This is a genomic window from Streptomyces cinerochromogenes, from assembly GCF_014648635.1.
Taxonomy (GTDB): domain Bacteria; phylum Actinomycetota; class Actinomycetes; order Streptomycetales; family Streptomycetaceae; genus Streptomyces; species Streptomyces cinerochromogenes.
Genome location: NZ_BMRM01000010.1, coordinates 51,357 through 64,317, shown reverse-complemented (window position 1 = coordinate 64,317; position 12,961 = coordinate 51,357). Strand labels below are relative to the sequence as shown.

14 protein-coding genes are annotated in these 12,961 nt (G+C 73.2%); 7 read left to right on the top strand and 7 right to left on the bottom strand.

Annotated features, from left to right (window positions below; translation table 11 throughout):
• Positions 1–26: 26 nt before the first annotated feature.
• A complete protein-coding gene (locus IEZ20_RS20325) occupies positions 27–1,382 on the bottom strand; it encodes a dipeptidase (protein ID WP_189300716.1) in 1,356 nt (451 codons plus the stop codon).
• 156 nt (positions 1,383–1,538) lie between these two features.
• On the opposite strand from IEZ20_RS20325, the gene IEZ20_RS20320 reads away from it, so the two are divergent.
• Positions 1,539–2,789, top strand: a complete 1,251-nt coding sequence (locus IEZ20_RS20320; RefSeq protein WP_189300714.1) for a geranylgeranyl reductase family protein — start codon at positions 1,539–1,541, stop codon at positions 2,787–2,789.
• On the opposite strand, the gene IEZ20_RS20315 is transcribed toward IEZ20_RS20320, so the two are convergent.
• The gene (locus tag IEZ20_RS20315) at positions 2,779–3,231 is read right to left on the bottom strand and encodes a nitroreductase/quinone reductase family protein (RefSeq protein ID WP_189300712.1); all 453 of its coding nucleotides are present in this window, start codon (positions 3,229–3,231) and stop codon (positions 2,779–2,781) included. The genes IEZ20_RS20320 and IEZ20_RS20315 overlap by 11 nt on opposite strands.
• A gap of 145 nt (positions 3,232–3,376) precedes the next feature.
• Here IEZ20_RS20315 and IEZ20_RS20310 point away from each other — a divergent pair, with 145 nt between their 5' ends.
• From IEZ20_RS20310 to IEZ20_RS20295, 4 genes are all read left to right on the top strand, one after another.
• Complete coding sequence (locus IEZ20_RS20310; protein ID WP_189300710.1) at positions 3,377–4,069, top strand: TetR/AcrR family transcriptional regulator; 693 nt, start codon at positions 3,377–3,379, stop codon at positions 4,067–4,069.
• 163 nt (positions 4,070–4,232) lie between these two features.
• The gene (locus IEZ20_RS20305; RefSeq protein ID WP_189300708.1) at positions 4,233–4,667 is read left to right on the top strand and encodes a hypothetical protein; all 435 of its coding nucleotides are present in this window, start codon (positions 4,233–4,235) and stop codon (positions 4,665–4,667) included.
• 106 nt (positions 4,668–4,773) lie between these two features.
• Positions 4,774–5,994, top strand: a complete 1,221-nt coding sequence (locus IEZ20_RS20300; RefSeq protein ID WP_189300706.1) for a sensor histidine kinase — start codon at positions 4,774–4,776, stop codon at positions 5,992–5,994.
• Complete coding sequence (locus tag IEZ20_RS20295) at positions 5,991–6,656, top strand: response regulator transcription factor (protein ID WP_189300704.1); 666 nt, start codon at positions 5,991–5,993, stop codon at positions 6,654–6,656. Before IEZ20_RS20300 ends, IEZ20_RS20295 begins: the two co-directional genes overlap by 4 nt.
• Here IEZ20_RS20295 and IEZ20_RS20290 read toward each other — a convergent pair.
• Together IEZ20_RS20290 and IEZ20_RS20285 are read right to left on the bottom strand one after the other, a co-directional pair.
• Entirely contained in the window at positions 6,617–6,901 is a 285-nt protein-coding gene (locus tag IEZ20_RS20290; protein WP_189300702.1) for a DUF6332 family protein, read from the bottom strand. The two genes, IEZ20_RS20295 and IEZ20_RS20290, sit on opposite strands and share 40 nt — an antisense overlap.
• Before the next feature lie 79 nt (positions 6,902–6,980).
• Complete coding sequence (locus tag IEZ20_RS20285) at positions 6,981–8,471, bottom strand: MFS transporter (RefSeq protein WP_189300700.1); 1,491 nt, start codon at positions 8,469–8,471, stop codon at positions 6,981–6,983.
• A gap of 85 nt (positions 8,472–8,556) precedes the next feature.
• On the opposite strand from IEZ20_RS20285, the gene IEZ20_RS20280 reads away from it, so the two are divergent.
• Entirely contained in the window at positions 8,557–8,958 is a 402-nt protein-coding gene (locus IEZ20_RS20280) for a MarR family winged helix-turn-helix transcriptional regulator (protein WP_189300698.1), read from the top strand.
• A gap of 7 nt (positions 8,959–8,965) precedes the next feature.
• On the opposite strand, the gene IEZ20_RS20275 is transcribed toward IEZ20_RS20280, so the two are convergent.
• A complete protein-coding gene (locus IEZ20_RS20275) occupies positions 8,966–9,706 on the bottom strand; it encodes a maleylpyruvate isomerase family mycothiol-dependent enzyme (protein ID WP_189300696.1) in 741 nt (246 codons plus the stop codon).
• A 136-nt stretch (positions 9,707–9,842) separates the two neighbouring features.
• Here IEZ20_RS20275 and IEZ20_RS20270 point away from each other — a divergent pair, with 136 nt between their 5' ends.
• Entirely contained in the window at positions 9,843–10,709 is an 867-nt protein-coding gene (locus IEZ20_RS20270) for an AraC family transcriptional regulator (protein WP_189300693.1), read from the top strand.
• A 75-nt stretch (positions 10,710–10,784) separates the two neighbouring features.
• Here the strand turns inward: IEZ20_RS20270 and IEZ20_RS20265 are convergent, their stop codons facing one another.
• Together IEZ20_RS20265 and IEZ20_RS20260 are read right to left on the bottom strand one after the other, a co-directional pair.
• Complete coding sequence (locus tag IEZ20_RS20265) at positions 10,785–11,969, bottom strand: S8 family peptidase (protein WP_189300691.1); 1,185 nt, start codon at positions 11,967–11,969, stop codon at positions 10,785–10,787.
• Positions 11,970–11,977: 8 nt separating this feature from the next.
• On the bottom strand, positions 11,978–12,727 hold the full coding sequence (locus IEZ20_RS20260) for a hypothetical protein (RefSeq protein ID WP_189300689.1): 750 nt from the start codon (positions 12,725–12,727) through the stop codon (positions 11,978–11,980).
• Positions 12,728–12,961: the final 234 nt, after the last annotated feature.

The window sequence follows — 12,961 nt, the reverse complement described above, 5'->3', positions numbered from 1 at the left end:
GGGCCCTCTGCCGCGGGCAGAAGAAATCAGCCCGCCGCGTAGTTGCGCAGGAACAGCGCCTCGGCGACCGAGAGGCGCTCCAGCTCCTCGGGGGAGACGCTCTCGTTGACCGCGTGGATCTGCGCCTCCGGCTCGCTCAGGCCGATGAGCAGGATCTCCGCCTGCGGGTACAGGCCGGCGAGGGTGTTGCACAGCGGGATGGAGCCGCCCTGCCCGGCGTACTGCATGGTCTCGCCCGGATAGGCCACCGCCATCGCGTCGGCCATCGCCTGGTAGGCGGGGCTGGAGGTGTCGGCGCGGAACGCCTGGCCCTGGCCGATCTGCTCGATGCCGACCCGGGCGCCCCACGGGGTGTGCGCCTCGATGTGCGCCTGGAGCAGCTTGGTGGCCTCGGCGGCGTCCACGCCCGGCGGCACCCGCAGACTGACCAGGGCGCGGGCGCTCGACTGCACGGACGGGGTGGCGCCGACGACCGGCGGGCAGTCGATGCCGAGGACCGTGACCGCCGGACGGGCCCAGATGCGGTCGGCGACCGAGCCGCCACCGATCAGACCGACGCCGTCCAGTACCCGGGCGTCCGCGCGGAACTGCTCCTCGGTGTACTCCAGGCCGTCCCACTCGGCCGTGGCGTCCAGGCCGTCGACCGTGGTCGAGCCGTCCTCGGCCCGCAGCGAGTCCAGCACCCGGATCAGCGCGGCCAGCGCGTCCGGGGCGGCACCGCCGAACTGGCCCGAGTGCAGGTTGCCGGCCAGGGTGTCGATCCGCACCCGGACCAGGGTCATGCCGCGCAGGGTGGTGGTCACCGTCGGCAGGCCCACCCGGAAGTTGCCCGCGTCGCCGATGACGATCGTGTCCGCCGCGAGCAGCTCGGGGTGCTGCTCGGCGTACCGCTCCAGGCCGCCCGTGCCCTGCTCCTCCGAGCCCTCCACGATCACCTTCACGCTGACCGGGACGCCGCCGTTCGCCTTCAGGGCGCGCAGCGCGAGCAGGTGCATGATGAAGCCGCCCTTGCAGTCGGCGGTCCCGCGGCCGTACCAGCGGCCGTCGCGCTCGGTCAGCTCGAACGGCGGGGTGGCCCAGCCGGCCTCGTCGAGCGGGGGCTGCACGTCGTAGTGGGCGTAGAGAAGAACCGTTTTCGCACCCTCCGGGCCCGGCAGGAAGCCGTACACGGACTGCGTGCCGTCCGGGGTGTCCAGCAGTGCCACGTCCGTGAAGCCCTCGGCGCGCAGCGCGTCGGCGATCCAGGCCGCGGCGGCGTCGCTCTCGCTCTTCGGGAACTGCGTGAAGTCCGCCACCGACTTGAAGGCGACCAGTTCGGTCAGCTCCGCCTTCGCCCGGGGCAGCAGCGAGGCGACGGTCTCGGCGACCGGATTCGACGGCATGGGCACGCTCCTCGTGGGTGCGACGTTGTACGGGGTGAGTACACCGGTGGTGTTCGGGGTGAGTACACCGATCCTCCCACAGTGGCCTGCGCGGACGGCCGCCGTAGGATGCGACAGGACACTTGGCAGCGGCTTTGATCGGAGCGGTAGACCATCGTGAGCGGCGAGAACTCTTCGGCGGACGACGTGCAGCGGGTGTGGGACGTCGTCGTGGTGGGCGCGGGCCCCGCGGGCGCCTCGGCCGCCTACGCGGCGGCGGTCGCGGGACGGCGCGTGCTGTTGCTGGAGAAAGCCGAGCTGCCGCGCTACAAGACGTGCGGCGGCGGCATCATCGGCCCCTCGCGCGACGCCCTGCCGCCCGGCTTCGAGCTGCCCTTCCGGGACCGGGTGCACGCGGTCACCTTCTCGAACAACGGCCGCTTCACCCGCACGCGCCGCTCCAAGCAGATGCTCTTCGGGCTGATCAACCGGCCCGAGTTCGACCAGCAGCTGGTCGAGCACGCCCAGAAGGCGGGTGCCGAGCTGCGGACGGGCGTCACGGTGCAGCGGGTCGAGCAGCACGGCTCGGCGGTGCCGGACCGCCGCACGGTCGCCGTCGTCCTGCAGGGCGGGGAGACGGTGCTGGCCCGCGCGGTCGTCGGGGCCGACGGCAGCGCCAGCCGCATAGGGGCCCACGTCGGTGTGAAGCTCGACCAGGTGGACCTGGGCCTGGAGGCGGAGATCCCGGTGCCGGAGACGGTCGCCGAGGACTGGAAGGGGCGGGTCCTGATCGACTGGGGTCCGATGCCGGGCAGTTACGGCTGGGTCTTCCCCAAGGGCGACACGCTGACCGTCGGCGTGATCTCCGCGCGCGGCGAAGGCGCCGCGACCAAGCGGTACTTGGAGGACTTCATCGCCCGCCTCGGCCTCGCCGGCTTCGAGCCGGCCCTCTCCTCCGGGCACCTGACCCGCTGCCGCGCCGAGGACTCCCCGCTGTCCCGGGGCCGGGTGCTGGTCTGCGGGGACGCGGCCGGTCTGCTGGAGCCGTGGACCCGTGAGGGCATCTCCTTCGCGCTCCGCTCGGGCCGGCTGGCGGGGGAGTGGGCGGTGCGGATCGCGGAGGCGCACGACGCCGTGGACACCCGGCGCCAGGCCCTGAACTACGCGTTCGCGATCAAGGCCGGGCTCGGCGTCGAGATGGCCGTCGGCAAGCGGCTGCTGACCGTGTTCGAGAAGCGCCCCGGCCTCTTCCACGCGGCCCTCACCGGCTTCCGCCCGGCCTGGCGGGCGTTCCGGGACATCACGCAGGGATCGACCTCGCTGGGCGAGCTCGTCCGCTCCCACCCGCTCGCCCAGCGCGCCCTCACCGCGCTGGACCGGGGGCAGGCCGGACAGGCCGCCGCGGCGGAGGAACCCGTCAGCCCGTGACGGTGATGCGGAAGACCGGGTGGTCGCCGGCGCAGGCGATGATCTCCTCGTCCGAGGACGTGGAGGTCACCCCGGCGAAGTACTGGTTGACCTCCCAGCCCCACTTCTCCAGGTAGGTCCGCAGGATCGGGAGCTTCTCGGCGTCGGGAAGCTCCACCGCGGTGAAGGTGCGCACCCTGCGGCCCACGCGCAGTTCCCCGCCGCCGGAGACCCGCATGTTGCGCACCCACTGCGAATGGCCGCGCGCCGAGACCAGGTACTGCCCGCCGTCGTAGCGGTGCGGATTGACCGGGATGCGCTGCATCCTGCCGCTCTTGCGGCCGGGCACGGACATCTCCGCGCTGCCCGCCAGGCTGATCCCGTGCCGGGCGAGCCAGCCGATCACGCTGTTCAGGCGGACGTTGAGCGGACTGCCCTTGAGGTAGTACGGCGAAGACGACATGGAGACCCCCACGGTGTGAGAGAGCGGTGCTCTCGCTTGCCTCCAGTCTGGGGCAGACAGGCGCTCCAAAGCAAGAGCGGTGCTCTCTTTTCGGTGCGATGCTCATGTCGGTGTGCGCTGCTCTCTTTCGTGGCACACTGCTGGCATGAGCACCGCACAGGGCGCCCGCGCACGGGCCAGGCAGGAAGTCACCGCGGCCATCAAGGAGGCGGCGCGCGGACAACTGGCGGCGGAGGGGGCGGCGAAGCTGTCGCTGCGGGCGGTGGCGCGCGAGCTGGGCATGGTCTCGTCGGCCCTGTACCGCTACTTCCCCAGCCGGGACGACCTGCTGACCGCCCTGATCATCGACGCCTACGACTCCCTCGGCGAGGCGGCGGAGCGGGCCCGGGACGCCGCGGCCGACGCGGCACCGGAGGCCCGCTGGGTCGCGGTGTGCGAGGCGGTGCGCGGCTGGGCGCTCGACCGACCGCACGAGTACGCGCTCATCTACGGCTCTCCCGTGCCCGGCTACTCCGCCCCGCAGACCACCGTGCCGCCCGCGGCCCGGGTCGGCATGGTCCTCATCGGTATCGTCCGCGACGCCCACCAGGGCCCGGGCCTCACCGCCCTCCCCCTCCCGGCCGGCCTGCGCCCCGAGGCCGCCCGCCTGGCCGCCGACCTCGCCCCCGACCTGCCGGCGGAGGCCGCGGTGGCCCTGGTGGCGGCCTGGGCCCAGCTCTTCGGACTGGTCGGCTTCGAACTGTTCGGCCAGTTCAACCGGGTGGTGGAGGACCGCGAGACGTTCTTCCGGCACGCGGCGGGCCGCCTGGCCGAGGGGGTCGGGCTGGGGCGGGGCTGAGCGGGACGGCGCACGCCTCCGCCGGGCCCCGCCACCGCTCACCGGCTTCGTCGTGTTGCCCCTCTTGAGGGTGGTTTGACGGCACATCTCCCCTGGAGCGCCGCCGCGGTGGCTTAACTCGGCATGCACGTGTTCTCCGAGCCGGTCAGTCACGGGAGGTCCCATGCGTTCTCTGCTCGTCGCCGCGGCGGCATTCGCTCTGATCACGGCAGGCGCGAGTGCCGGCACCGCCGAGACGGCCCACGCGGCCGCCGGCAGGGCACACACGAGCGCGGCCTGGAGGTGCGCGCGGGACGTCTGCCTCAGGGTGAGCGAGGTCCCCGAGCGCAGGGACGCGCACGGGTGCAACCACAAGGTCTGCATCAACGTGGTCGGGAACGCGTCCGGCTACACGACGAGCGGCTACTACAGCGGCTCCAACCGGTTCTACGGCCACATCAACGTGTGGGGCCCCGGCATGCGGGTGGAGGGCAAGGACAGCGCCTATCCCGGTGTGGCGGGCAAGGGCCGGGGGACCGGCCAGACCTGTGCCGAGGGCTGGGAGCTGGACAACGGCAGGTACACCTCGGTCGGACTGCCCTGCGAGGACGTCAGCTGAGCGCCCCCGGGGACCCGCCGCCGCGCCGCGTACTCCCCCGGGAGTACGGGTGATCACCTCGCCCGGCTGACGTCGTCGTGTGGCGGCGGCGTCTAGCGTGGCCCGTATGGAGGAGCAGCACGGCGGCGGGACCGCCCACGGGTGGCGGTACGGACCCCCGGGGTGGAGGCGCCCGGACGACACCGAGGCGCACCCCGCCCGGCCGCCGTGGCGCTCCACCCTGCTGATCACCGCGTTCGTGCTGGTCGGTACCACCTTCGCCGCGCACGGCCAGCCGGACCGGGTGCCGCTCGACGGGTACGCGCGCGTGCTGCTCCTCGCCGCCTCGGCGCCGCTGCTGTGGCGGCACCGCCACCCCGTGGCCGTGGCGTACGGCACGGCAGCGGCGGCGCTGGCCTATCTCGCCCTGGGCTACCCCTACGGGCCGGTCTTCCTGCCCGTGGCGGTCGGCTGCCTCGGCGCGGTCGTCGCCGGGCACCGGCGGGCCGCCTGGACGGCCGTGGGGCTGCTGTGGGCCGGGCACCTCCTGGTCGCGCTCTGGCTGTACCGGTGGCTCCCGCCCGCCGGGGACCGCCGTGCGGGCCTCGGCCAGGAGGCCGTCGTCGCCACCTGGGTGCTGGCCGTCGCCGCCCTCGCGGAACTGGCCCGGCTACGGCGCGAACAGTGGGCGCGGGAGCGCGCGGACCGTGCCGAGGCGGCGCGCCGGCGCGCCGACGAGGAGCGGCTGCGCATCGCCCGCGAGCTGCACGACGTCCTGGCGCACAGCATCTCCGTCATCAACGTCCAGGCGAGCATGGGCCTCGCGCTGCTCGACAGCGACCCGGAGCAGGCCCGGGCCGCGCTCACCACCATCAAGTCCGCCAGCAAAGAGGCGCTCGGCGAGGTGCGCCAGGTTCTCGGCGCCCTGCGCGCACCGGGCGCCGCGCCCCGCGCCCCCGCACCCGGCCTCGCCCGGCTGCCGGAGCTGGTGCAGCAGGCCGCGGCGGCCGGCCTCACCGTCGAGACCGAGGGCGAGCCGCCCCGGCTGCCGCCCGGCGCCGACCTGGCCGCCTTCCGCATCCTCCAGGAGGCCCTCACCAACGTCGTACGGCACTCCGGTTCGCGGCACGCGCGCGTGCGCTTCGGGTACGGCGACGGCGTGCTGCGGCTGCGGATCGACGACGACGGGCCGGCGACCGGAGCGGACGCGGGCGGCAGCGGGAACGGGCTGGCCGGCATGCGGGAGCGGGCCGCCGCGCTGGGGGGCACCATCGAGGCGGGCCCGCGCCCCGACGGCGGCTTCCGGGTGCTCGCCGTCCTGCCGTCGGACCTCAGGGAGGACCAGTGATCCGGGTACTGCTCGCCGACGACCAGTCGCTGGTGCGCGCCGGTTTCGGTGCGCTGCTCGACGCGCAGCCGGACATCGAGGTGGCCGGCGAGGCCGCCGACGGCGAGGAGGCGCTGCGCCGGGTGCGGGAACTGCGGCCGGACGTCGTCCTCATGGACATCCGCATGCCGCGGCTGGACGGCCTGGCCGCGACCCGGCGCATCACCTCGGCGGCGGACCTCGCGGAGGTGAAGGTGGTCATGCTCACCACCTTCGAACTCGACGAGTACGTCTTCGAGGCGATCCGCGCGGGTGCCTCCGGTTTCCTGGTGAAGGACACCGAGCCGGACGAACTCCTGCGCGCCGTACGGGCGGTGGTCGCCGGGGACGCACTGCTGTCGCCGGGCGTCACCCGCCGGCTGATCGCCGAGTTCGCGGCCCGCTCCAAGGAGCCCGCCGCCGCGGACGCGCTGTCCCGGCTCACCGAACGGGAGCGGGAGGTGATGACGCTGGTCGGCATCGGACTGTCCAACGAGGAGATCGCCCGCCGGCTGGTGGTCAGCCCGCTCACCGCCAAGACCCACGTGAGCCGGACCATGGTGAAACTGGGCGCCCGGGACCGCGCCCAACTGGTCGTGCTCGCCTACGAGTCCGGGTTGGTACGGCCCGGCTGGCTGGGCTGAGCCGTCTGCCGGAAGCGCACCAGCACGCTGATCACCCGGGCCATGAACACCACCGGCGCGACCGCCGTGCCCAGCCGCAGCAGGACCTCGGACAGGACGCCGGGCAGATCGAAGAGGAACGCGGGCCCGGCCACGGCCCCGAACAGCACCGCCGCCGCGAACGCCGCGCTGACCAGCGCGTAGCCGATCTCGACCGTCGCCGCGTCCTGCTCCGCCTTGGTCCGGCGGCCCCCGTATGCGTGCATTCCGTCACTTTCCCAGACGTGCGCCCGGCGGGGCAAGCAACTCCCGCCGGGCGCACGTGTGGAGGCGTCCCCCACTTTCCTAGTCGCGGACCGGTACGCGGTCCGCGACCGCCTCCTTCACAGTGGACCTGGCGACCACGACGGACCGGCCCGGCCGGGTCCGGCGCAGGCCGGTGAGCGACAGCAGCAGTCCGGCGACGGCGATGACCGTGACCACGACCAGGCCGGGCCGGTAGCTGTCCAGGACGGCCTGCGGGGTGGCCTTCTCGGGGGCGTGCGCGGTCACCACCGCCGTCACGACGGCCAGGAAGATCGCGCCGCCCAGCTGCACCGAGGTGTTCAGCAGACCGGAGACCATGCCCTGCTCGTGCTCGTCGACACCGTTGGTGGCCTGGACGTTGAGGGAGGGGAAGGTCAGGGCGAAGCCGGAGCCGACCAGCAGCATGGTCGGCAGGATCACGGCCGCGTAGACCGGGTGCAGGTCGATGCGCAGGAACAGCACGTATCCGACCGCCAGCAGGACGAAGCCGAGCACGATCAGCCGCGCGGTGCCGAACCGGTCGATGACGTCACCGACCTTGGTCGCGGAGAGCGCCACCAGCGCGCCCGCCGGGAGGAACGCCAGCGCCGTGTGCAGGGCCGACCAGCCCAGCACCTGCTGCATGGAGAGCGTGACCAGGAACTGGAACCCCGTGTAGCTGCCGACGAACGTCAACGCGCCCAGCTGGGCCCGGACCTGCGGCCCCGAGCGGAGCACCCCGAGCCGGACGAGCGGGCTCGGGCTGCGCAGCTCGACGAGGACGAAGGCGACCAGCATGACGGCCACGGCGGCGAAGGACAGCAGGGTCCGGGCCGAGGTCCAGCCGGCCTCGGGCGCCTGGACGACGGTGAACACCAGCAGCAGCATCGAGGCGGTGCCGAGGACGGCGCCCGGGACGTCGTAACCGCCGTGGTCGCGTTCGCGCTCGCTGCGCGGCAGCAGCTTCGTGCCCACGAGCAGGGCGAGCAGGGCGACGGGGGCGGGCAGCAGCATGGTGAACCGCCAGCTGGCCTCGGTGAGCAGGCCGGAGAAGACCAGGCCCATGGAGTAGCCGGCGGCGGCGCAGGTGGTGTAGATCGACAGGGCCCGGTTGCGCAGCGGGCCCTCCGGGAACGTCGTCGTGATGATCGACAGGCCCGCCGGTGCGGTGAAGGCGGCGCTGAGGCCCTTGACGAAGCGGCTGGCGATCAGCAGCGGACCGGAGTCCACGAGCCCGCCGAGCAGTGAGGCCAGCGCGAAGACGCCGAGCGCCACCAGGAACACCTGGCGGCGGCCGAGCAGGTCGGCGGTGCGGCCACCGAGGAGGAGCAGGCCGCCGTAGCCCAGGATGTAGCCGCTGACGACCCACTGCAGGGCCGACGTCGACATGCCGAGGTCGGCGCCGATGGACGGCAGAGCGACGCCGACCATCGACACGTCCAGCGCGTCCAGGAACATCGCGGCGCACAGCACCAGCAGGGTGCCCCACAGCCGGGCGGTCCAGCGGACCGCCGGGGACGGGGCCGTGGAAAGGGGGAGCGGAGAGGTCATGCCGAGGAGACTACATGCACATGCATGAGATGCAAGCGCATTTAATGACGGTGCAATGAAACGGCTTCTCTGCTACGGTGCGGTCATGGCGGCCAAGAAGCAGCCCGAACAGGCACTCGCGGAGCAGTGGCGGGACATCCTGGCCCTGCACGCCCGCACCCAGTGCGAACTCGACCGGGAACTGCACGGGCACGGCCTGTGCGCGAGCGACTTCGAGGTCCTCGACCTGCTGGCCGAGGGCGCGGCGGCGGACGGCGGCTGCGCCTACCGGGTGCAGGAGATCTCCGACCGCGTCCATCTCAGCCAGAGCGCGCTGTCCCGGCTCATCGGCCGGCTGGAGAAGGACGGTCTGGTCGAGCGGGCGATGTGCCCCGAGGACCGGCGCGGCGTGCGGGTGGCGCTCACCGCGAAGGGGCGCGCGCTGCACGGCGAGGTACGGCCGGTGCAGCGCGCGGTGCTGGCCCGGATGCTGTCCGAGACCGGCTGACCGGGCGTCAGATCCCGGCGCGCTCCCGCCACAGCTCCGCGAGGGCGGGGTCCCCGGTCACCCGTGGCGGCGCCGTCCGGTTCCACAGCGCCAGGTACAACAGATCGGCGGGACCGGACAGTTCGGCCTCGGCCGGTCCGTCCTCCGCCCGCACGGTCACCGGCGGCTCGGCCGTGAGCCGTACCGTCCACACCGCATCGGGCCCCGCGTCCACCGCGCGCACCCGCAGCACGCGCGGCTCCTCGCTGCGCAGCCGGCTCCGGGAGCGGGCGTGGAAGCCGCGCAGCAGTTCGTCGATGCCGTCCACCGCGAAGTCCCGCTCGATGGGGGACGGCGTACCGCCGCGCGCCGCCTCGGCGTCGAAGCGGTGCACGGTCGTCTCGTGCGCCTGCCGCCGGGTCCAGAACGCCAGCGGCGACGGGCTGGGCGCGGGGTGGAAGGTCCAGCAGTCGACGTCGGCGGGTGCGGCGGCCAGCGTGTCCACCAGCAGCCGGTGGCTGTCCCGGTACCAGTCCACCAGCTCGGCGCCGTCCAGCTCCGGCGGGTCGCCGAGGGGCCGGGGCGCGGCAAGCCCGTCGGCGACGAAGGCGGCGGCCCACCGGTGCACCGAACCGGTGTGCCGGACCAGGTCCCGCACCTGCCACTCCGGGCACGTCGGCACCTTGGCGTCCGTCCCCGCCGCACCGGCCGCGGCCGCCAGCAACCGGCCCTCGCGGTCCAGGATCTCAAGGAACTCGGCAGTCTCCATGGGGTGAGTGTGCCGGATGGAGTGCGCTCCAGTCGGCGCGGTCGACCGGACCCGACCTGATCGGGCACAGGATGTCGGGTCGGGCCGGGGGACCGCTGCCTAGCGTGGTGATCACGAAAGAGGAAGGAGACCGGGAGTGCTGGAGCGTCTCAACCAGACCCTGGAGCACATCGAGGGCCGCCTCGACCGGGAGATCGACGTCACCGAACTGGCCCGTATCGCGGCCACCTCGGAGTACCACCTGCGCCGTATGTTCTCCGCGCTCGCGGGGATGCCGCTGTCGGAGTACATACGGCGCCGTCGGCTCACGGTCGCGGGTGCCGAGGTGCTCACGGGGCGTGAGCCGCTCCTGGACATCGCGGTGCGCTACGGCTACGGCTCGGGCGAGGCGTTCGCCCGGGCGTTCCGCGCCGTGCACGGGGTCGGACCGGGCGAGGCCCGGCGCACCGGTGCCGCGCTCGTCTCCCAGGCCCGGCTGGCCTTCCGCCTCACCATCGAAGGGAGCAGCAGCATGCGCTATCGCGTCGTGGACAAGCCGGACTTCACCGTCGTCGGCCTCAAGACCCGGGTACCCCTGGTGCACACGGGCCCGAACCAGGCGATCATCGACTTCGTCAGCGGGATCGACCGGGAGATCCTGGGGAGCCTGGAGAAGCTGGCGGACCAGGAGCCCCAGGGCATCGTCTCGGTCTGCGACGACCTGGACCCGAGCCGTGCCGAGGGCACCGAACTCGACTACTACCAGGCGGTGATCACCTCCGCGCCCGCCCCCGAAGGCACCGCGGTCCTGCCGGTCCCGGCCGGCACCTGGGCGGTCTTCACCACGTCCGGGCCGGTCCCGCAGGCCATCCAGGAGCTGTGGCGGGACGTGTTCACGGAGTGGTTCCCGGCCAACCCCTACCGCAGCCGCCCCGGCCCCGAGATCCTGCGCACCCGCCTGTCGCAGGACAAGACCGAGGCCGAGGCCGAGCTGTGGCTCCCGGTGGAGCGGGAACAGGGCTGACCTCCGGACGCGGGAGTGCTCCGGCCGGCCGCTCCGGCCGGCCGGAACACCCGCACCAGGGCGGCGTCCCGGCACTCAGCCGCGGGGCTGCGCCATGCCCGGTGGCGGCACCGGCGTCCTGCGGCGGCCCGAGCGGGCGAGGAGCACGCCGCCGGCCAGGAGGACGACTCCGACGCCGGCGGAGACCAGGCCGGTCAGCCACAGGGACTGTTCCATCGGCGCGTTCCTGGTCTTCGGGGTGCCGTCCGGAGTTCCCAGGTACGTCTTGCCCCGGTAGGTCACCGCCCCCGTCGTGTCCTTGGGCGGTGAGGCGGCGGCCGTCACCGCGGCGTCCGCGTTGATCAGGCCGTAGCCGAGCAGGGCACTGCCGCCGCCGGCGGGACGGTGGGTGGTGGCGATCAGGACGTCGTTCGCCTGGTCCGGCGTCAGCTTCGGGTTCTTCGCGTACATGAGGGCCACGACCCCGGCGGCCAGCGCACAGGCCGGCGACGTGCCGTTGACCGGCTCGTAGCCGCCGGTGTTCTTCGCGCTGACGATGCCGACGCCGGGCGCGGCCACGTCGTTGTACGTGTGCACCGTGGAGAACCCGGCCCGCGTGCCGCCCTGTTGCGTGGCGGCCACCGCGATGACGCCCGGGTAGCCGGCGGGGTACTGGCTGTCGTTCAGCTCGTCGCCCGAGTTGCCGGCCGAGGCCAGCAGCGTCACGCCCGCGCGCAGGGCAGAGGCCACGGCCTCGGTCTCCTCCTTGTCGTAGCTGGCGAACCCGTCACCGCTGCCGAACGACATGGAGATCACGTCGGCGCCGTGGTCGACGGCGTAGCGGATGCCGTCGGCGACCGGGCTGTTGCCCGCCTGGCGGCGCTCCTCCAGCTCCTTCTCGGTGACTTCCTTGTCGTCCTTGTCGGAGGTGACGCGTATCGAGAGGATTCTGGCCTTCGGGGCCACCTTGAGGACGTCCGAGGCCATGGCGGTCCCGTGTCCTCCCCAGTCCGGGTCGCCGGGCTTCAGCCCGTCCTGGCGGTAGTCGGGGCCGGTGGTCACCCTGCCCTTCAGGGCCGGGTGGCTGACCACCACACCGCTGTCGAGAACGGCGACCGTCACTCCCTCGCCCTGGCTCTGCCGCTGCGCCGCGGACAGGCTGAGGGCGTTCCCCTCCCAGCCGACCGGTGTGGCCGCCTGGGCGGGCGCGGTGGCCAGGGTGCACAGCAGACCGGTGAGGGCGGCGGCGGTGCAGGTCGCGCGTAGGGTCCGGTACTTCACCGCGGGTCTCACCTTTCCAGGTTCTGGATGTGGGTGTGGAACGTGTCGCTGAGGGCCTTGGCCGCGTCCATCCAGGGCTGCCGGTCCTCCTCGTTCCCGCCGTAGTCGCCGAAGTCGCCCGGCAGGTTGGAGGTGCGGCGGCCGTCGACCGCGCCCGTGGTGACGGCGATCGCGTAGGGGAGGTCGCCGCCCAGGCCGGTACCGCCCATTCCGTTGCGCCGGTCCGACTGCCACTTCGCCGCGAGGGTCCCCGGGACCTGCAGCGGGACCACCGCGGCGTCGGGCACGTCCGCGGTCGACTGGCCGTCGAGGTACTCGCCCAGCTCCTGTGCCGGGGTTCCCTTGGGCAGCACGACGATCGCGACCGTGGCGACCATCTCGCCGGTGAGATCGACGTAAGTGGCGCGCAGTACGGCCTTGCAGCCGAGCTTCTGCGCGGTCTCCCTGGTCTTGCCGCTGAGACCCTTGTCGCACGAGGTGTCCTCGGAGATGCCCATCCGGCTCCACTGCGCGACCTTCCGGTCCGACGCCTGGAACCTGTAGTCGGGCGGCTCACCGATGGTCGCCGGGAAGAGCGACGCGGCGCCCTCGTTCTGCCAGAGCACCGGACCGTAGGCGTCGTTGGGCACCTGCTGCCGGCTGTTGGCGTACGCGTGTTGTGCCAGCGCTCCGCCGCCCAGCACGCCGAGCGCGCCGAACACGGCGAGGACGGTCCCGAAGACCTTCCGGGCGGTGCGTCCTCCGCCCGGGCCGGGCACGGGGGGTACCACCGCTCCGGGAACAGGGGGTGCGGCCGGTGGGTACGCACCGTACGGCGAGTGCCCCGGCTGGGGCGGGTACGGCTGCATGTGCGGCGGTTGCGGTTGCACTTGCTGGTGTACGTGCTGCTGCTGCGGTTGCCAGCCACCGGGCGGCGCCGGCTGTCCGTAGGGATTGCCGCCTCCCGGCGGGGTGGGGTAAGACAAGGGTTCCCTCTCACAGGTCAAGCTGCG